The sequence below is a fragment of the Caldimonas brevitalea genome (genome assembly GCF_001017435.1).
Taxonomy (GTDB): Bacteria; Pseudomonadota; Gammaproteobacteria; order Burkholderiales; family Burkholderiaceae_C; genus Caldimonas; species Caldimonas brevitalea.
On record NZ_CP011371.1, the window covers coordinates 1,201,986 to 1,221,033 of the forward strand.

At 67.7% G+C, this 19,048-nt stretch carries 11 protein-coding genes; 8 read left to right on the forward strand and 3 right to left on the reverse strand.

Features of this window, described 5'->3' with window-relative positions:
• Positions 1 to 88 precede the first annotated feature (88 nt).
• Positions 89 to 2,764, forward strand: coding sequence for a zinc-dependent metalloprotease (locus AAW51_RS05325; RefSeq protein WP_157359623.1), 2,676 nt, complete (start codon positions 89 to 91; stop codon positions 2,762 to 2,764).
• Positions 2,765 to 2,851: 87 nt separating this feature from the next.
• Here the strand turns inward: AAW51_RS05325 and mpl are convergent, their stop codons facing one another.
• Entirely contained in the window at positions 2,852 to 4,204 is a 1,353-nt protein-coding gene (gene mpl / locus AAW51_RS05330) for a UDP-N-acetylmuramate:L-alanyl-gamma-D-glutamyl-meso-diaminopimelate ligase (protein WP_047193770.1), read from the reverse strand.
• A gap of 273 nt (positions 4,205 to 4,477) precedes the next feature.
• On the opposite strand from mpl, the gene AAW51_RS05335 reads away from it, so the two are divergent.
• The gene (locus AAW51_RS05335; protein WP_047193771.1) at positions 4,478 to 5,893 is read left to right on the forward strand and encodes a GH1 family beta-glucosidase; all 1,416 of its coding nucleotides are present in this window, start codon (positions 4,478 to 4,480) and stop codon (positions 5,891 to 5,893) included.
• A gap of 94 nt (positions 5,894 to 5,987) precedes the next feature.
• Here the strand turns inward: AAW51_RS05335 and hemL are convergent, their stop codons facing one another.
• Complete coding sequence (gene hemL / locus AAW51_RS05340) at positions 5,988 to 7,277, reverse strand: glutamate-1-semialdehyde 2,1-aminomutase (RefSeq protein ID WP_047193772.1); 1,290 nt, start codon at positions 7,275 to 7,277, stop codon at positions 5,988 to 5,990.
• On the reverse strand, positions 7,267 to 8,190 hold the full coding sequence (gene thiD / locus AAW51_RS05345) for a bifunctional hydroxymethylpyrimidine kinase/phosphomethylpyrimidine kinase (protein ID WP_047193773.1): 924 nt from the start codon (positions 8,188 to 8,190) through the stop codon (positions 7,267 to 7,269). Before thiD ends, hemL begins: the two co-directional genes overlap by 11 nt.
• Before the next feature lie 156 nt (positions 8,191 to 8,346).
• On the opposite strand from thiD, the gene AAW51_RS05350 reads away from it, so the two are divergent.
• The 6 genes from AAW51_RS05350 to AAW51_RS05375 all read left to right on the forward strand — a co-directional run bounded on the left by AAW51_RS05350 (position 8,347) and on the right by AAW51_RS05375 (position 18,868).
• Positions 8,347 to 8,499 (forward strand): rubredoxin, encoded by a 153-nt coding sequence (locus tag AAW51_RS05350; RefSeq protein WP_047193774.1) that lies wholly within the window; start codon positions 8,347 to 8,349, stop codon positions 8,497 to 8,499.
• A gap of 55 nt (positions 8,500 to 8,554) precedes the next feature.
• Positions 8,555 to 8,938, forward strand: a complete 384-nt coding sequence (locus tag AAW51_RS05355) for a response regulator (protein ID WP_047193775.1) — start codon at positions 8,555 to 8,557, stop codon at positions 8,936 to 8,938.
• A gap of 112 nt (positions 8,939 to 9,050) precedes the next feature.
• Positions 9,051 to 9,416, forward strand: a complete 366-nt coding sequence (locus tag AAW51_RS05360; RefSeq protein WP_047193776.1) for a response regulator — start codon at positions 9,051 to 9,053, stop codon at positions 9,414 to 9,416.
• A gap of 67 nt (positions 9,417 to 9,483) precedes the next feature.
• A complete protein-coding gene (locus AAW51_RS05365) occupies positions 9,484 to 10,023 on the forward strand; it encodes a chemotaxis protein CheW (protein WP_047193777.1) in 540 nt (179 codons plus the stop codon).
• 29 nt (positions 10,024 to 10,052) lie between these two features.
• Complete coding sequence (locus tag AAW51_RS05370) at positions 10,053 to 12,374, forward strand: methyl-accepting chemotaxis protein (protein ID WP_047193778.1); 2,322 nt, start codon at positions 10,053 to 10,055, stop codon at positions 12,372 to 12,374.
• A 98-nt stretch (positions 12,375 to 12,472) separates the two neighbouring features.
• Positions 12,473 to 18,868: a hybrid sensor histidine kinase/response regulator gene (locus tag AAW51_RS05375; RefSeq protein WP_047193779.1), complete on the forward strand. Its 6,396-nt coding sequence runs from the start codon at positions 12,473 to 12,475 to the stop codon at positions 18,866 to 18,868.
• Positions 18,869 to 19,048: the final 180 nt, after the last annotated feature.

Here is a 19,048-nt window from a genome sequence, read left to right on the forward strand (position 1 = left end):
GGCGACATGCGCCACGGCGCCATGCCGTTCCTATACTGCCCCGCAATGGTGGTGCTTGGGTCACCGCCTCAGCGAGAGGGATCATTCCGTGAACGAGTTTCTGATGCGCCGGCCCGCAATTTGGGGCCTGTCGGCCCTGCTGACCCTGTCCGGGTGCGCCACCATCGTGACGCCGCCCGCCGCCGCACCGGCTCCCGTTCATCCGCCCGCGCCGACCGACGCCCCCGCGGGGCCGCGACCGGCGCCGGCACCTCTGAGCCGCACCGACAGTTCGGGCTTGCGCCCGTTCACCGATGTGGTTCGCGGCGCGACGCCCAGCGAGGGATATTTCACGCTCTGGCGCAAGGACGAGAGGGTCTGGCTGGAGGTGCCCGAGGCCCAGTTCGACAAGCCGTTCCTGCTGTCGATCAACGTGCACAGTTCGGTCGGCGAACGGGGTCTCTACGCAAGCCAGATGGGCAACAGCTGGGTCGCCGCCTTCCGGCGCATCGGCAACCAGATGCAGCTGGTGGCGCGTAACGTCGGCTTCCGCGGCGACGGCAACGTGGCGATCGAACGGGCACTGGCGCAGGGCTTCTCCGACAGCCTGCTGGGCTCGACGCCGGTGGTCAGTGCCGAGCATCCGGAGCGCAAGTCGGTGCTGGTCGACGCGAGCTTTCTGCTGGGCGACATCTCCGGCTATTCGAGCCAGATCGAGGCGGCTTTCCGGTTGCCCTACAGTTTCGATCGCAACAACTCGTTCTTCGAACGCAGCTGGGCCAGCGATGGCATGACCACCTTGAACGTGCGCATGCATTTCTCGACGCCGCGCATGCCCGGCGGCGGGGCCACGCCGCCCACCACGACGCCCGACCCGCGCAGCTTCTTCGTCGGTTTCGTCTACAACTTCATGCGCCTGCCCGAAGAGCCGATGCGCCCGCGGCGCGCCGACCCGCGGCTGGGCCATTTCACCGACGCCTACACCGATCTCTCGACCGACCTGAAGTCGAACCCGCGCGTTCACCATGTGAACCGCTGGCGGCTCGAGAAGAAAGACCCGGCGGCCGCGCTGTCGGAGCCCAAGGCGCCGATCGTGTTCTGGCTCGACAAGAACATTCCGACCCGCTACCGCGCCGCGGTCGAAGCCGGCGTGCTGGAGTGGAACAAGGCGTTCGAGCGCATCGGCTTCCTGAACGCCATCGTCGTGCGTCAGCAGCCTGACAACGCCGATTGGGACACGCTGGATTCGCGCCATGCGTCGATCCGCTGGTACGTGGGTGCCGACGCCGGTTATGCCCGTGGCCCGCACCATTCGGACCCGCGCACCGGTGAGATCCTCGACGCCGACATCTCGATGGCCGACGTGTTCAGCCGCAGCGCCAGGCGCTTCTTCATCGAAGAGAAGGCGCTGACCCGCGAGCGCCCGGCGGAGACCCATGCGACGCACCCGCACTCTCACGACCGTCACGAGGACTGCAGCTACGCCTTCGAGAGCGCCGCCGAAATGGACTTCGTGCTCGACACGCTCGAGGCGCGCGGCGAACTGTCGCCCGACAGCCCCGAGGCCGAAGCCTTCGTGCAGTCGGTCATCAAGGACACGATCATGCACGAGGTCGGTCACACGCTGGGCCTCAAGCACAACTTCAAGGCCTCGACGGCGATGAAGCGCGAGTTGCTGAGCGACCATCAGTACACCCGGTCCAACGGCGTGTCGGGCTCGGTGATGGACTACAACGCCTTCAACCTCGCGCTCAAGGGTGAGCAGCAAGGGGCCTACAACAACAGCACGCTGGGCCCTTACGACTACTGGGCCATCGAGTACGCCTACAAGCCGGTGGTGGCCGACCAGGAGTCGGCCGAGCTGGGCCGCATCGCGGCGCGCAGCACGGAACCGGCGCTGGTGTATGCCGATGACTACGATGCCGGCGGCTTCGGCGGCTTCGAAGGTATCGACCCGCTGGCCAATCGCTTCGACCTGGGCGACGACCCGCTGGCCTACGCCGAGAAGCGCTTGAAGCTGTCGCAGGAGTTGTGGCAGCGCACGCAGAGCGGCGTGCCTCAGTACGAGGACGATCCGCTGCGCCAGCGCCGTCTGCTGATGACCGGCTTCCGCCAGGTCAACCGCAGCGCCGAGCTGGCCAGCAAGTACATCGGTGGCATGGTGCAGTTGCGCGACCTGCCGGGCACGACCAAGCGGCGCACCTACACGCCGGTCGATCCCGCCAAGCAGCGCCAGGCCCTGCAACTGCTGGCCCGCGGCATCTTCAGCGCCGACAGCTTCCGCTTCCGGCCCGAGTTCCTGAGCAGCTTGCCGCCCGACTATCTCGACCGTGAGAGTGTCGGCCCGGTGAGCGTGCCGAACGCGGTGCTCAATGTGCAGAGCGCGGCACTCGACCGACTGCTGAGCGCGGGCGTGGCGACACGTTTGCTGGACCTGCCCAACTACTTGGGCGCCGCGGCGAAACAGGCGATCTCCCTGCAGGAGGTCTACCGCACGCTGCAAGAGGCCGTGTGGAGCGAGACGCGTCAGAACACCGAGATCGATCGGGTGCGCCGCAACCTGCAGCGCGAGCATCTGAAGCGTGTCGTCGGTCTGCTGACGCGCGGCGCGGCCGGCCTGCCGGCGGACGCCCTCAGCCTGATGCGCTTCAACGCCGTGCAGTTGCAGGAGCAACTGCGCCAGGCCGCCGGCAACCGCAATCTGTCGGTCGAGACGCAGGCCCACCTGCAAGACAGCCTGGCGATGTTGAGTGAGGCACTGCGCGCCTCGATGTCGCGCGGCTGATCGGGTTCTTCACTAGGCGCATACGCGCCTAGTGTTTGTTTCCGGCGCGTAAGCGCGGGCGGGTCTGCCCGCCGCGCCCACAACACCTCAGCCGGCGGTGCGTTGCCGCAGGGCCTGCAGCAGCTTGTCGTGCACGCCGCCGAAGCTGCCGTTGCTCATGCACAGCACATGGTCGCCGGCACGCGCGGCCCCGACCACCCGTTGCACCAGCGCGTCGATGCTGTCGTCGACAGTCACGCGTGCCCCCATCGGCGCCAGCGCTTCGGCCGCATCCCAGCCGAGCCCACCACTGTGGCAGAAGGCCAGGTCGGCCTGTTCGAGCGACCATGGCAGCTGCGACTTCATCGTGCCCAGCTTCATCGTGTTGGACCGCGGCTCGAACACGGCCAGGATGCGAGCGGTGCCCACCTTGCGGCGCAAGCCGTCGACGGTGGTGCGGATGGCGGTCGGGTGGTGGGCGAAATCGTCGTAGACCTTCACGCCCGCGGCTTCACCGCGCAACTCGAGCCGCCGCTTGACGTTGCCGAACGACGCCAGTGCGCGGGCCGCCACGTCGGGCGCCACGCCCACATGCTCCGCCGCCGCGATCGCGGCCAAGGCGTTGAGCAGGTTGTGTTCGCCCAGCAGGTCCCAGCTCACGTGCGCCACTCGCTGGCCAGCCTTGTGCACTTCGAAGTCGTGCGGCTCACCGACCGCGCTCCACCCCGCCGGCACACCGAACGCCACCGTCTCGCTCCAGCAGCCGCGCGCCAGCACACGCTGCAGGCTTTCTTCGCGGCCGTTCACGACCAGCCGCCCGCTGGCCGGCACGGTGCGCACCAGGTGGTGGAACTGTTTTTCGATCGACGCGAGGTCCTCGAAGATGTCGGCGTGGTCGAACTCGAGGTTGTTGAGGATGGCGGTGCGCGGCCGGTAGTGCACGAACTTGCTGCGCTTGTCGAAGAAGGCCGTGTCGTATTCGTCGGCTTCGATCACGAAGGGGGCGCCGCGCCCCAGGCGGGCCGAGACGCCGAAGTTCTGCGGCACGCCGCCGACCAGGAAGCCGGGCTGCAGGCCGGCTTGCTCGACCACCCAGGCGAGCATTGAGGTGGTGGTGGTCTTGCCGTGGGTGCCCGCCACCGCCATCACATGGCGGCCTTGCAGCACATGTTCGGCCAGCCATTGCGGCCCGCTGGTGTAGGGCACGCCGGCTTCGAGCAAGGCTTCCATCAACGCATTGCCGCGCGACACGACGTTGCCCACCACCCAGATGTCGGGTTTCAGCTTCAGCTGGTCGGGGTCGTAGCCTTCGATCAGGTCGATGCCGAGCGCGCGCAACTGGTCGCTCATCGGAGGGTAGACACCGGCGTCGCAGCCGGTGACACGATGGCCCGCCTCGCGGGCGAGTGCGGCCAGCCCTCCCATGAAGGTGCCGCAGATGCCGAGGATGTGGATGTGCATCGGGGGATTCTAGAAGCGGAGCAGGCCCCTGCCTGGCAAAGCCGCCAGGCGCGGCCGTCGCAGAAGCCGTTGTGCCTGTGCGTTGCGGTCGTGGCACTCCTGCACAACGGCGGGCGGTCGACGTAGCGGTGCGAGGTGAAGGGGGTCGCTCGAGGCGCGGGGGCGGGTGCTGACAGTGCAAGGCGGCTACGCCCCGGGTTTCTCCTCGGGTTTGGGTATTTGAAAGCGCTTTCACGACTGCTATCCTGCGACCTTCTTTCGCAAGTCAAACAAATGTCGCTGCTCAAATTCCCATCCGGCTTCCTGTGGGGAGCCGCCACGTCCTCGTATCAGGTCGAGGGCGCCCACGACGAGGACGGGCGCAGCCCGTCGATCTGGGACACGTTCTCCCGCCAGCCCGGCCGCGTGCGCGAAGCGCACAACGGCGATGTGGCCTGCGACTCCTATCACCGCATCGACGAGGACGTGGCCCTGCTCAAGGCGCTGGGCGCCAAGACCTACCGTTTCTCGGTGGCCTGGCCGCGGGTGGTGCCGACCGGCCGCGGGGCGGTCAATGAAAAGGGGCTCGATTACTACCGCCGGCTCGTCGACGCGCTCATCGCCGCGGACATCGAGCCCATGCTCACGCTGTACCACTGGGATCTGCCGCAGTGTTTGCAGGACCAGGGGGGCTGGCAGGTGCGCCAGACGGCACACGACTTCGTCGCCTATGCCGAGGCGGTGTTCAAGGCGCTGGCGGGGCGGGTGCGCTTGTGGATCACGATGAACGAGCCGTGGTGTATCGCCAACCTGTCGCACCAGATGGGCGAGCACGCGCCGGGGCTGCGCGATCACCAGGCGGCGGTGTCGGCCGCGCACCACGTGTTGCTGGCCCATGGCCTCGCGGTGCGCAAGTTCCGCGAACTGGGGCTGCCGGGCGAGATCGGCATGGCCCCTAACGTCGATTGGCGCGAGCCGTACTCGCAGCGCCAGGAAGACCTGGACGCCTGCCGTCGCGGGCTCGAATGGTTCAACAACTGGTATCTCGACCCGATCTACCGGGGCCACTATCCCGAGGAGATGCTGCAGCGCTATGCCGCGCTCGGCGTCGAACCGCCGGTGGAGTCGGGCGACATGGAGATCATCTCCAGCAAAACCGACTTCCTCGGCATCAACTACTACACCGGCAGCTACACCCGGGCCCACGACACGCCCACCCCGCTACAGCGCACGGGCGATGTCACCCAGGAGCTGGCGGCCTTGCTCAACGTCGGCTCGGTCGACGTCACCGGCTTCAAGCACACCGATATCGGTTGGGCCCACTTTCCCGAAGGTTTTTATCGGGTGTTGTTGTGGCTGCGCGATCGCTACGGCAACCCACCGGTCTACATCACCGAAAACGGCGCCTGCTACAACGACGAGCCGGACGCCGACGGCCGGGTGCGCGACGGACGGCGCATCGCCTACTACGAGCACCACCTGATCGCGCTGCACCGCGCGATCCGTTCGGGTTGCAACCTGAAGGGCTACACGGCCTGGTCGCTGCTCGACAACTTCGAGTGGGCCTGGGGCTACACGATGCGGTTCGGCCTCGTTCACGTCGATTTCAAGACCTTGAAACGCACACCCAAGGACAGCTTCCACTGGCTCAAACAGGTCTATGAAGCCAACGCGTTGAGGCCGGGGGAGGCGGGCCGGCTGGCGCACTGAGGGCGCTCCGGCTCGACATGGACGGCAAAACGGGGCCTGAAGGCCCCGCGCTGGATCGGTTTCTGCGGCGCGGTCGCGCTTGTGCCGTGGCGCCTCAGGCCGCCCAGGCCTTGCGCGCCGCCGCCACGGTGGCGTCGAGGTCGGCGCGGCTGTGCGCTGCGCTGACGAAGCCGGCCTCGTAGAGGGCCGGGGCGAGGTAGACGCCTTGCTCGAGCATCGCGTGAAAGAAGCGGTTGAAGCGCTCCTTGTCGGTGCTCATCACCTGGCTGTAGTGCTGCGGCAGATCGGATGCGAAGAAGAAGCCGAACATGCCGCCCTCGCTGTCGCCCACGAAGGGCACACGGGCGTCCCGTGCCGCCGCCGCCAGCCCCTCGACCAGCGAGCGGGTGTTGGCGGTCAGGGCGTCGAAAAAGCCCGGCTTCTGGATTTCGCGCAGCGTCGCCAGGCCACAGGCCGTCGCCACCGGGTTGCCCGACAAGGTGCCCGCCTGGTAGACCGCGCCGACCGGTGCCAGCTGCTGCATGATGTCGCGCGGCCCGCCGAAGGCCGCCAGGGGCATGCCGCCGCCGATGACCTTGCCGAACACGCTCAGGTCCGGCACGAAACCGGGCAGCGCGACGGCATACAAGCCCTGGGCGCTGCGCAGGCCGACGCGGAAGCCAGTCATCACTTCGTCGAACACCAACAAGGCGCCGTGCTGTGTGCACAGCTCGCGCAGCCGCCGCATGAAGGGCAGGCTGGCGCGCACGAAGTTCATGTTGCCGGCGATCGGCTCGATCATTGCGCAGGCCAGCCGCGCGCCGTGCTGCGCGAAAGCTGCTTCGAGCTGCTCGAGGTTGTTGTACTCGAGCACCAGCGTGTGCTGCACCACCTCCGGCGGCACGCCGGCGCTGGTCGGGTTGCCGAAGGTGGCGAGCCCCGACCCGGCCTTGACCAGCAGGGCGTCGGCGTGGCCGTGGTAGCAGCCCTCGAACTTGATCAGCATCGGCCGGCCGGTGGCGCCGCGCGCGAGGCGGATCGCGCTCATCGCCGCTTCGGTGCCGGAGCTGACCAGCCGCACCTGCTGCATCGAGGGCACCAGCTTGAGGATTTCTTCGGCGAGTTCGATCTCGCGCTCGGTCGGTGCCCCGAACGACAGGCCTTCGGTGACGGCGCGCTGCACCGCTTCGAGCACGGCCGGGTGGCCGTGGCCGAGAATCATCGGGCCCCAGGAGCCGATGTAGTCGATGTAGCGCCGGCCCTCGGCGTCGTACAGGTAGGCACCTTCGGCGCGCGTGATGAAACGCGGCGTGCCGCCGACCGCCCGGAAGGCGCGCACGGGCGAGTTCACGCCGCCCGGGATGACGCGCTGCGCGCGTTCGAACAGGGCGGCGTTAGTGGACATGTCGCGGGTCGTGGGAGGTCTCGAGATCGGAGCCGGCCGGCAGTTCTTCGCCCTCTTCGGCGGGCGGCTGCGCCCAGAAGAAGCGGTCGGGAACCACCGAGCCCATGCCGGGGCGGAAGCCGGCGTCAAGTGTCTGGTCGAGGAAGGCCAGCGCCTCCGCGGTGGCCATGTGCAATTCGGCGCCGTTGGCCAGCATCGCCGCCAGGGCGGCCGCCAGCGTGTCGCCGGCGCCGACGAAGGAGGTGTCGAAGCGCTCGAACTTCTCGCCGGTGATCGGGCCCTCGGCCGAGGCGAGCACGTTGTCGACGTACTGGTCGGGCAGTTGCACGCCGGTCACGAGCACGAAGCGGGCGCCGTGCTCGGCGGCGGCGCCGGCGAGTTCACGGGCCGACGCCGGGCGGTCGGCCTCCCAGTCGGGCAGCAGGAAATCGGTCAGCGTCTTGTGGTTGCCCACCAGCACCTCGGTCTGGGGCAGCACCAGTTCCCGGAACGCCTCGTGGTAGGCCTCGTGGTCGGCTTCTTCCATCCACGACAGGTTGGGCAGGTAGGACACCAGCGGGACGTCAGGGTAGTCGCTCAGCACCTCTGCAACAGCACTGACCCCCTCGGCACTCCCGAGAAACCCCACTTTCCAGGCCGAAATCGCGGCATCTTCGAGGATGCTGCGGGCTTGTTCGACGATCGCGTCTTCATCGATGGCCTGGTGGTCGAACACCTCGGCGGTGTCACGCAGCAGCACCGCGGTGACGACCGGCAGCGCATGGGCGCCCATTGCCGAGATCGTTGCGACGTCGCCGCCCAGCCCTCCGGCGCCGCTCGGATCGTTTGCGTTGAAGGTCATCACGCAGGCCGGCCCTGTCATGTCCTGCGGGTCGTCTTGGGTGATATCGGGAGAGTTGGGATCGGTGGTCATGAGCAGCCGGTTCGGCGGGTGGCGCGGTTACAAAGTCTACGTGAACAATCACGTGTAAGTTCGCACAGACCCTCGTAGTTTGGTGTCTTCGGAAGGCTACAATGACTCGCATCATTGTAGTGAAACTGATACAAAGTGAGTGTGTCTCGAACTTGGATGTGCCTGATCTGCGGATGGATCTACGACGAGGCCGCAGGCGACCCGGAACATGGTATCGCGCCGGGGACTGCCTGGGCAGATGTCCCAATGAATTGGACCTGCCCTGAGTGCGGCGCCCGCAAGGAAGACTTCGAGATGGTGCAGATTTAATCGTAATTGAGCTACGAAAAGTCGTTGAGGAGAGGGCTGAGTGAGCGACAACGCTATGCAGGTGGATGCCGCCACCAAGGTACTGGTCATCGATGACAGCAACACCATCCGCCGCAGCGCGGAAATCTTCCTGAAGCAGGGGGGCTACGAGGTGGTGCTGGCTGAAGATGGCTTCGATGCCCTTGCCAAGGTCAACGACCATGAGCCGCAGCTGATCTTTTGCGATATTTTGATGCCCCGTCTCGACGGCTACCAGACCTGCGCCATCATCAAGCGCAATCCCAAGTTCGCGCAAGTGCCGGTGATCATGCTGTCCTCGAAGGACGGCCTGTTCGACAAGGCACGCGGCCGCATGGTGGGCTCCGAAGACTACCTGACCAAGCCGTTCACGAAAGACCAGCTGCTCCAGGCCGTGGAGCAGTACAGCCGGGTGGCTTGAGCACCGGGCGCCAAGGGCGCCCCGTACTCCCAGATTCCGCACGCAGCCTGCGTGCGCACACGTTGAAGTTCATGAGAGGCCGCCGGCGGCGGCACCGAGCGAGGAAAGCGCCATGCCAGTCAAGAAGATCCTGTTGGTCGATGACTCCAAGACCGAACTGCACCACCTGTCCGAATTGCTGACCAAGAAGGGTTACAGCGTTCGCACCGCCGAGAACGGCGAGGAGGCGATGCGCCGGTTGGGAGAAGAGAAGCCCGACCTGATCCTGATGGACGTCGTGATGCCGGGCCAAAACGGCTTCCAGCTCACCCGCGCGATCACCCGCGATCCGAACTTTGCCGACGTTCCCGTCATCATGTGCACCAGCAAGAACCAGGAAACCGACAAGGTCTGGGGCATGCGTCAAGGCGCGCGCGATTACGTCGTGAAGCCGGTCGACGCGGATGAACTGATCTCCAAGATCCGCGCGTTCGACTGACCGGGCCCACGCGAGGCGCACCACCGCGTCTCCGGCGCGAGATCACACAGGCACACAGGCGAGAAGAATGGCGAAAAAAGAGGCGCTACGGGAGTTGCAAAGCCGGCTGGCAGAACGTCTGCAGGCAGCCCGCACCGAAGCGCGTACCGCGAACTGGCTGGCGGTCGAGGCGGCCGGGCACGGCTTCCTGCTGCCGCTGTCGGACGCAGGCGAGATCTTTCCCTTCGGGGCTTACATCGGGGTGCCGCACACGGCGCCGTGGTTCATCGGCGTTGCCAATCTGCGCGGTGGACTGCACGGCGTGGTCGATCTGGCCGGTTTCCTCGGCTTTCGCAATACCGCCGCCGGTGTTGCCCCCAGCGACAGCGTGAGGGATCAGGCCCGTCTGGTGGCCTTCAACCCGATGCTCGAAGTCAATTGCGCACTGCTCGTCGAGCGTTTGTCGGGGCTGCGCAGCAAGGAACAACTGCAGCCCGACACTGACGAGCTGCATGGCAAGCCCGCGTTCGTCGGCGGTCGTTACCGCGACGCACAAGGGCGCAAATGGCAGGAACTGAGCCTGGGCGCGCTGGCCGCGGACGAGGCCTTTTTGAAGATTGTGGGCTGAGGCCCAGGGACGAGAAGCTAGAGGGAAATATGGGGTTCATCAACAAGTTTAAAGGTTCGGGCAGGAAGTCCTCGGCGGGCCACTCGGCCGACGCTTACGATGAGGTCTCCCCCCGGCTCGACGATCTGCCGTTGCCGGGGCCGGATGGCGCCATCGCCATCGACCGGGGCGCCGCATCGACCGTGACGCAGCAGGATTCCTCGATCATCTCGGAGGCGGCGCCTTCGGAGATGCCCGGCGAGTTCGCCGAGACGCGCATGCAGGCTGGCGGCGACCTCGGTCCGCGCGTGTCGGTGCCGCTGATCGGGCATTTGCCACTGGGTCAGCAGCAGCGTCTGCTGGGCGGTATGACCGTGACCGGTCTGGTCGGCCTGGTGCTGGTGACGGTGTTGTCGCAGAACGCGGCCAACAAGGTGGCCGACCAGGTGCGAGCCTCCGGTCAGGCGCTGATGCAGTCGCAGCGGCTGGCGAAGTCGGTGTCGCAGGCGCTGGTGGGCAGCCCGCAGGCCTTCCCCGAAGTGAAGGAAAGCACCTCGGTGCTGGTGCGCGACGTGCTCGGCCTGAATGGCGAGGGCCAAGGCGAAACCGCGCACCTGGCCGCTTCGACCGACGTGCGCACGGCCCTCGAGCCGTTGATGCCGATCGTCAAGCGCGCTGAGAAGAACGCCAACACGGTGATGTCGCAGCAGCAGATCCTGACCCAGGTGGGACAGGCGCTGCGCGCAATCAACCGTCAGTCGTCCGACCTGCTCGAAATCGCCGAGACGATCGCCTCCCTCAAGCTGCAGCAGAACGCCACGCCGGCCGAAATCTCGGCTGCCGGTCAGCTGGTGATGTTGACGCAGCGTATCGGTAAGTCGGCCAACGAATTCCTGACGATGGAAGGCGTGAGCCCCGAGGCGGTGTTCCTGCTGGGCAAGGACTTGAACTCCTTCCGCGAGATCGCGCAAGGCCTGTCCGAAGGCAGCCCCGAGCTGCGCCTGCCGGGCACCAAGGACGAACAGACCAAGGAACGCCTGACCGCGCTGCTGGAGCTCTATGAGCAGACCCGCACGCAAGCCGGCGCCATCCTGGGCAATCTGCAGGGCCTGGTGTCGGCCCGTGAAGCGCAGGCCGCCATCATTGCCGACAGCGAGCCGCTGCGTAAGGGCCTCGAAGACGTGCAGGAGCGCCTGTCCAACGAGGCCGGTTTCGGGGGACTGAGCATCGCCTTGCTGGTGGCGTCGATCGCGCTGGCCCTGTTGGGCATCGGTGGTCTCGCCTACGTCTACCTGCAAGACCAGCGTCAGCGTGCGTTGACCGCCGAACAGCAGCGTCTGGAAGCCGAACGTCAGGAACAGGAAGCCAAGCGCGTCAACGACGCCAACCAGGCCGCTATTCTTCGTCTGATGAACGAACTGCAGACGGTGGCCGAGGGCGATTTGACGCAGCAAGCAACCGTGACCGAGGACATCACCGGCGCCATCGCCGACTCGGTGAACTACACGGTGGAAGAGCTGCGCACGCTGGTGTCGCAGGTGCAGGGCACGGTGTCGCGCGTGACCGAAACCACGCAGCAGGTCGAGGCTACCTCGACCGAACTGCTGGCCGCGTCGACCGAGCAGCTGCGCGAGATCCGCGACACCGGCGAGTCGGTGCTGCAGATGGCGAGCCGAATCAACGACGTGTCGAACCAAGCGCAACAATCGGCGCAGGTGGCGCGCCAGTCGCTGGACGCTGCGGAATCGGGTCTGGAAGCGGTGCAGAACGCCATCGGCGGTATGAACGCGATCCGCGACCAGATTCAGGAAACCTCCAAGCGGATCAAGCGTCTGGGCGAGTCGTCGCAGGAGATCGGTGAGATCACCGAGCTGATTTCCGACATTACCGAACAGACCAACGTGCTGGCCCTGAACGCCGCCATCCAGGCCGCGTCCGCCGGTGAAGCAGGTCGTGGCTTCTCGGTGGTGGCCGAGGAAGTGCAGCGTCTGGCTGAACGCTCCGCTGACGCGACGCGCCAGATCGCCGCACTCGTGAAGACCATTCAGACCGACACGCAAGACGCGGTGGCCGCTATGGAGCGCTCCACGCAGGGTGTGGTCGAAGGGGCGAAGCTGTCCGATGCGGCCGGTACCGCGCTGGGTGAGATCGACAAGGTGTCGCGCCAGCTGGCAGACCTGATTGGACAGATTTCGACGCAAGCGTCCCGCGAGGCCGAATCGGCCAGCGTGGTGGCTGGCAACATCCAGCACATCTTCGCGGTGACCGAGCAGACCGGTGAGGGCACGCGTTCGACAGCGCAGTTGGTGCGCGAGTTGTCGAAGAGCGCGGAAGAACTCAAACAGTCGGTGTCTCGATTCAAGATCGGCTGAGGCCGCGAACGGACGAAGGGGCGGCACTGCCGCCCCTGCTTGCAATTGGACAACGTATTTCGGGTTGTACTTCCCGATGAATCCGGACGGGGCACTGGATGGACAGTAACCGCGACACGATGACGAGCGATGACCTGAGCGCCCTGGCATGGGTGCAGGAAGAGCTGCGCAAGTCGCTCGAAGCAGCGCACAAGGCGCTGCGTCGATTTCTCAAAGAGTCGGAGGGCGTCGTGGGCTCCGACGTCGACGACGTCGACCCGGCCGTGCTGCGCACCGCGCGGCAGCAGCTGCACCAGGGTGTCGGCGCGCTCGAACTGGTCGGCATGCCGGCCGCCGCCACGGTGCTGCGCGCGTCGGAAGCCGCGGTGCAGCGCTTTGTTCAGAAGCCCCAGAAGCTGAACGGTGCCGCGGTCGAAACCATAGAGAAGGCCTCGTTCGCGCTGCTCGACTACCTCGCGCGCGTGCTGGCGGGTCGCCAGGTGTCCGCAGTGGCCCTGTTCCCGCAGTACCGCGCCGTGCAAGAGCTGGTGGGTGCTGACCGGGTGCATCCGGCCGACCTGTGGACCGTCGATTGGCAATGGCTCGAGCTGCCCTCCGCGCCCGATGTGGCGGCCCGCGAGCCCGACCAGGGCACTCGCGCCGAGCTGGAGCGCATGCTGCTGAACGTGATGCGCAGCCCGGCCCCCGGCCCGGCAGCCGCGCGGCTGAGCGACCTGTGCGGCGGGTTGGGCGCGAGCGCGACCAATCCGCAGGTGTCGACCTTCTGGAAACTCGCTTCCGCGTTCTTCCAGGGGCAGGCCAAGGGCCTGCTGAAGCCCGATGTCTACAGCAAGCGCGTGGCGTCGCGCATCCTGGCGCAGTTCAGCATGCTCGAGCGCGGCGAATCGGCGGTGTCCGAGCGGCTGGCGCAGGACCTGCTGTTTTTCTGCGCCCAGTGCAACCTGCCCGATGCCTCGGTGGCGCCGCGGCTTGCGTCGGTGCGCGCCGCGTACGGCCTCGGTGGCGACCAGGCGATCAACTACGAGGTCGCTCAACTGGGCCGCTTCGACCCGGGGCTGCTGGTGCAGGCACGCAAGCGTGTCGCCGCGGCCAAGGACTCCTGGTCGGCCGTGGCAGGTGGCGAGATGCACCGCCTGCCCAGCCTGAACGAGCAGTTCAGCCTGGTGGGCGACTCGCTGCGCAAGATCTACCCAGCCGGCGAAGCGCTGGCCGACGCACTGCAACACGCGGTGCAACAAACGGTCGAGAGCAACGCGAGCCCGGTGCCGCCGCTGGCGATGGAAGTCGCCACCAGCGTGCTCTACCTCGAAGCCTCGCTGGAAGACGTCGACTTCGACCATCCCGAGCAAGAGGCGCGCACCAGCCGCCTGGCCCAGCGTATCGACGCGGTGCGCAGCGGCCAGCCGCCCGAGCCCCTCGAGCCCTGGATGGAAGACCTGTACCGCCGGGTCTCCGACCGCCAGACCATGGGCAGCGTGGTGCAGGAACTGCGCAGCTCTTTGACGGACGCCGAAAAGAACATCGACCTGTTCTTCCGCAATCCCACCGACCGCAGCCTGCTGCTCAGCGTGCCCAACCAACTCGCCGCGATGCGCGGCGTGTTGTCGGTGCTGGGCCTCGACCAGGCCTCGCAAGCGGTGCTGAAGATGCGCGAAGTGGTCGACGACCTGATCGCCACCGAAGCCGACCCGGCGCGTGCCGCCGAGGCCGGCACCTTCGACAAGCTGGCCGGCAACCTGGGGGCGCTCGGCTTTTTGATCGACATGCTCAGCTACCAGCCGCAGATGGCCAAGCAGCTGTTCGTGTTCGACGCCCAGCGCAACGAGCTGAAGCCCGTCATGGGCCGCACCGGCACCACCGCGCCGGCTGCCGAGGTCGAAGAGGCCCCGGCCGGCCTGACGCTGCTCGAGCCGCGTTTGATCGAGCAGGCCCAGACGCTGGCCGAAGTGGCGGTGCGCGAGGACGTCCCGCTCGAGGCCGTGTCGGCCGAACTCACCAAGCTGTCGCAGGAAGCCATCGTGGCCGACCAGCCCGCCCTGGTGGCGTCGCTGTCGTCCGCGCAAGAGGCGGTGCAGCAAGTCGAACTGGGCCAGGCCGACGCGCAGGACGCGCGCGAGCAGGTGGCGCAGGCGATGGCCGACTTCGTCTCGACCGCCTCCGAAGCGATCACGCTGGCGCCGCCCGAGCCTGCGTCGGCGGCAGCGCCTGCGCCGCGCCTCGACACCACCCCTGCGACCAGCTCCGGTCTCGAGGAAGACGACGAGATGCGCAGCATCTTCCTGGAGGAAGCCCAGGAGGTGATGACCCACGCCGGCGAGGCGCTCGACCGCCTGGTCGAGTCGCCCGACGACATCGAGCAGCTCACCGTGGTGCGCCGCTCCTTCCACACGCTCAAGGGCAGCTCGCGGATGGTCGGGCTGAACGACTTCGGCGAAGCCGGTTGGGCCTGCGAGCAGCTCTACAACATGTGGCTGGCCGAGCAACGCCCGGCCAACGACGATCTGCGCGAGCTGACCGGCGAGGTGCTGCAATACCTGGCCGATTGGGTCGGTGAAATTGCCGAGCGCATTCCGCCCAGCCACCACAGCGGGCCAGTGCGCGCCGTGGCCGATGCCCTGCGCATCGAAGGCCGCCGTATTCCGCTGGATGCTGCAGCACCGCCCGCCGCGGTGGTCTCCGCACCCCCGGTGGCCGAACCGGCCGCGCCGGCAGCGATCGCTGCCGAGGCCGCCGCCGAGCCGGCTGCAACGGAAGAGACCCCGGCGCTGCCTGAAATCAGCGACCTCGAGCTCGACCTGGCTGCCTTCGAAGGCGGCGCGGCCTTGGTGCCGCCGAGCGAAGGCCAGAGCGCCCCGGTGGACGCCCGCGAACTGCCGGCCGACGTGCCGGCTGCGGAGGTCGAAGAGCTGTCGCTCGACGCCTTCGAGGGCTTCGAGTCCGCACCTGCCGAGGCGCCGCAAGACCTCGCCCAGCCCACTGTGGCCGATGCGAACCTGGGCGAACTGCCGGCACTCGACATCGATTTCGATCTCGAACTCGACCTTCCGGGCGCCGAAGAACCGGCGGTCGAAGCCGCCGGCGGCGAGCCGGCCGAGGAAGACGTCGCCGCCACGGCCGAAAACGTCGTGGCGCTGCCTTTCGCCGCTGCCCCCGCCGAAGAGCAGGCCGCGCAGGAGCCGGTCAACGACCAGGTCAAGGTGGTCGGCCCGCTGCGCATCAGCATTCCGCTGTTCAACATCTACCTGACCGAAGCCGACGAACTGTCGCGCCGTCTGACCACCGAAGTGGCCGAATGGGCGATGGAGCTGCACCGTCCGGTCGGCGAAACGCCGGTGGCACTGGCGCACTCGCTGGCCGGCAGTTCCGCCACCGTCGGCTTCACCGACCTGTCCCAGCTCGCCCGCCGGCTGGAGCACGCGCTGATGCGCTCGCAAGCGCTCGGCAGCGGCTCGACCGACGAGGCGCGCCTGTTCGTCGATGTGGCCGAGGAAATCCGCCACCTGCTGCACCAGTTCGCCGCCGGCTTCCTGAAAGAGCCGACCCCGGCTTTGCTCGAACGCCTCGCTGCGCACGAGATCGAGTCGGCCCGGTTGCTCGAGGAAATGAACGCGCGGCTCGACGGTGACACCGCGACCACCAGCGGCGACTTCGAAGAGACGCCGGTCGTCGCCGAGCCGGTCGAGGCCGAAGCGCCGGCCCAGCCCGACCTCGAACCCCAGCACGACGACGCGCCGCTGGCAGCCGAAACCATCGAGCCGGCGCCCGCACAGCCCGAGGCGGTCGAGGTCGAGATCGACCTCGCCGCGACACCGGTGGCCGAGGGAACCCCGGCCGAGCCCGCGCCGGTGCTCGAGGCCCGCGAGCCCGAGCCGATGCCGCCTGTGGTGCCCGAGACGCTGCCTGCGATGGCTGACCTCGGCCTGGGCCGTACCGAATTGAAGGAGCTCTCGAGCCTCGACGCCGCCGCGCCGACGCCGACCCACGTCACCGGCCTGCCCGGCGGGCTCGACATCGACGACGACATCGACCAAGTCGACGCGGTCGACGCAGACCTGTTCCCGATCTTCGAAGAGGAAGCCCAGGAACTGCTGCCCCAGCTCGCCAACGAGATGCGTGATTGGCTGCGCCAGCCCGAGGAGCTGAAGCACGCCAACGCCTGCATGCGCACGCTGCACACCTTCAAGGGTGGCGCCCGCCTGGCGGGTGCGATGCGTCTGGGCGAAATGGCGCACCGTCTCGAAACCGGGATCGAGCGCCTGCTGGTCAGCGGCGACGTGAGCGTGGCCGACATCGAGCCGCTGGAAGCACGGGTCGACGCCTTGTCGGCGGTGTTCGACGCACTGCGTGCGAACGACGCGCAGGCCTACGCCGATGCCACCGCCAACGTGCAGGATCGCCTGCATGCCGCGGCTGCCGCTGCCCCGACGCCCGCGCCGATCGAAGCCCCCGCGGCACCGGCGCTCGAGTCGGTGCCGCCGGCCCGGCCGCCTGAGGCTGCCGAGGCGCCGCGCCCGGCCGCAACACCGGCCGCCCTGAGCAGCGCCGGGGCCGAGATCGACTGGTCGCGCTTTGCGGCCACTTCCTCGGTCCGCAACGCCCCGGCAGCGCGCGCGGCAGGCACGACCGGCCAAGCGGCCGTGCGCGTGCGCGCCCAGTTGCTCGACCGTATGGTGAACCAGGCCGGCGAGGTGAGCATCACCCGCGCGCGCCTCGAGTCGGAAGTGGCGCAGATCAAGGGCTCGCTCGGCGATCTGACCGACAACCTGGAGCGCTTGCGCCAGCAGTTGCGCGACATCGAGCTGCAGGCCGAGACCCAGATGGCGTCGCGCATGGAGGCCGCCAAGGCCGAAGGCAACAGTTTCGACCCGCTCGAATTCGACCGTTTCACCCGCTTCCAGGAACTGACCCGGATGATGGCCGAGTCGGTCAACGACGTGGCGACCGTGCAGCGCACGCTCCAGCGCACGCTCGAGACCGCGGAAGACGAACTCGCCGCCCAGGCCCGCCTGACCCGGGAACTGCAGGACGACCTGCTGCGCACCCGCATGGTGGAGTTCGAGGGGTTGTCGGAGCGTCTGTACCGCGTCGTGCGCATGGCTGCCAAAGAAACCGGCAAGCAGGTGCGCCTCGACATCGTCGGCGGCTCGATCGAAGTCGACCGCGGTGTGCTGGAGCGGATGACCGGCGCCTTCGAACACCTGCTGCGCAACTGCATCACGCACGGCATCGAAGCACCGCAGGTGCGCACCGAAGCCGGCAAGGAGCCGGTGGGCAACATCGTCGTGGCCGTCCACCAGGAAGGCAACGAGGTGTCGATCGAGTTCCGCGACGACGGCGCCGGCCTGAATCTCGACAAGATCCGGCAACGGGCGGTCGCGATGGGCCTGCAGGCGGCCGATGCGCAGCCGAGCGATGCCGATCTGGCCAACCTGATCTTCACCCCCGGCTTCTCGACCGCCGAAACGGTCACCGAGCTGGCAGGGCGGGGCGTCGGCATGGACGTGGTGCGTTCCGACGTCAACGCGATGGGCGGTCGCATCGAGACGGCCACCAGCGCCGGTCAGGGCACCAGTTTCAAGCTGGTGCTGCCGCTGACCACCGCGGTGACGCAGATCGTGATGCTGCGCGTCGGCACGCTGACCGTCGGGGTGCCGTCCAACCTGGTCGAGATCGTCCGCCGCAGCCCGGCCGACGAAGTGCACCGCAGCTACGAGTCCGGCGTCTACACGATGGCCGGCCAGCCGATGCCGTTCTTCTGGCTCGGCGCCTTGCTGCAGTCCAGTGGCCGCGGCACCGACTTCGGCCGCACGGCCGCGATCGTGGTGGTGCGCAGCGCGCAACAACGGGTGGCGCTGCACGTGGACGAAGTGCTCGGCAACCATGAAGTGGTGGTCAAGAACCTCGGCCCGCAGCTGTCTCGCCTGCCCGGCCTCGCCGGCATGACCTTGCTGGCCTCCGGTGCCGTGTCGCTGATCTACAACCCGGTTGCGCTCGCCACGGTGTATGGCGACGCGGCGCGAGCGCTCACTCACTCGGCACTGCGTGCCGGGGAAAGCGGGCAGCCCGCGCTGCCGGTCCAGCCGCTGCAGCCGGAGGTGCCGGTCACGCCGCTGGTGCTGGTGGTCGACGACTCCCTCACGGTGCGCCGGGTCACGCAGCGTCTGCTGTCGCGCGAAGGCTATCGGGTGTCGCTGGCGAAGGACGGTCTGGAAGCGCTCGAGCGCCTCGCGGAAGAGCGCCCGGCCGTGGTCCTCAGCGACATCGAAATGCCTCGCATGGACGGTTTCGACCTGGCCCGCAATATCCGTGGCGACGCGCGCCTGGCCCACCTGCCGGTGATCATGATCACCTCGCGGATCGCCCAGAAACACCGCGACTATGCGGCGGAATTGGGGGTGAACCACTATTTGGGCAAGCCTTACAGCGAAGAGGAACTGCTGGGACTGATCGCTCGGTACACTGCCGACATGGCGACCGCCGACGCGAACACTTGACGACCGGCTCGCCGGTACGCTGGCGAGCACCCGCCGCCCCGATCCAGGCCGAGGCCGCGCGCCGCCGTTGAACGGCGAGCGTCGCGCCCCGGCCGCAGCGCCGCCGCGGCGATGCCGAGGTCCCTCGGCATCGCCGGTGGCCGGCCTGCCGTGTCCGTGCTAAGGTCGCCTCGACATGTC

Coding starts and splice junctions, on each gene's coding strand:
- AAW51_RS05375 (WP_047193779.1), top strand. CDS start 12,473: ATGGACAGTAACCGCGACACGATGACGAGCGATGACCTGAGCGCCCTG.
- AAW51_RS05370 (WP_047193778.1), top strand. CDS start 10,053: ATGGGGTTCATCAACAAGTTTAAAGGTTCGGGCAGGAAGTCCTCGGCG.
- hemL (WP_047193772.1), bottom strand. CDS start 7,277: ATGTCCACTAACGCCGCCCTGTTCGAACGCGCGCAGCGCGTCATCCCG.
- AAW51_RS05355 (WP_047193775.1), top strand. CDS start 8,555: ATGCAGGTGGATGCCGCCACCAAGGTACTGGTCATCGATGACAGCAAC.
- AAW51_RS05360 (WP_047193776.1), top strand. CDS start 9,051: ATGCCAGTCAAGAAGATCCTGTTGGTCGATGACTCCAAGACCGAACTG.
- AAW51_RS05335 (WP_047193771.1), top strand. CDS start 4,478: ATGTCGCTGCTCAAATTCCCATCCGGCTTCCTGTGGGGAGCCGCCACG.
- thiD (WP_047193773.1), bottom strand. CDS start 8,190: ATGACCACCGATCCCAACTCTCCCGATATCACCCAAGACGACCCGCAG.
- mpl (WP_047193770.1), bottom strand. CDS start 4,204: ATGCACATCCACATCCTCGGCATCTGCGGCACCTTCATGGGAGGGCTG.
- AAW51_RS05365 (WP_047193777.1), top strand. CDS start 9,484: ATGGCGAAAAAAGAGGCGCTACGGGAGTTGCAAAGCCGGCTGGCAGAA.
- AAW51_RS05350 (WP_047193774.1), top strand. CDS start 8,347: ATGTGCCTGATCTGCGGATGGATCTACGACGAGGCCGCAGGCGACCCG.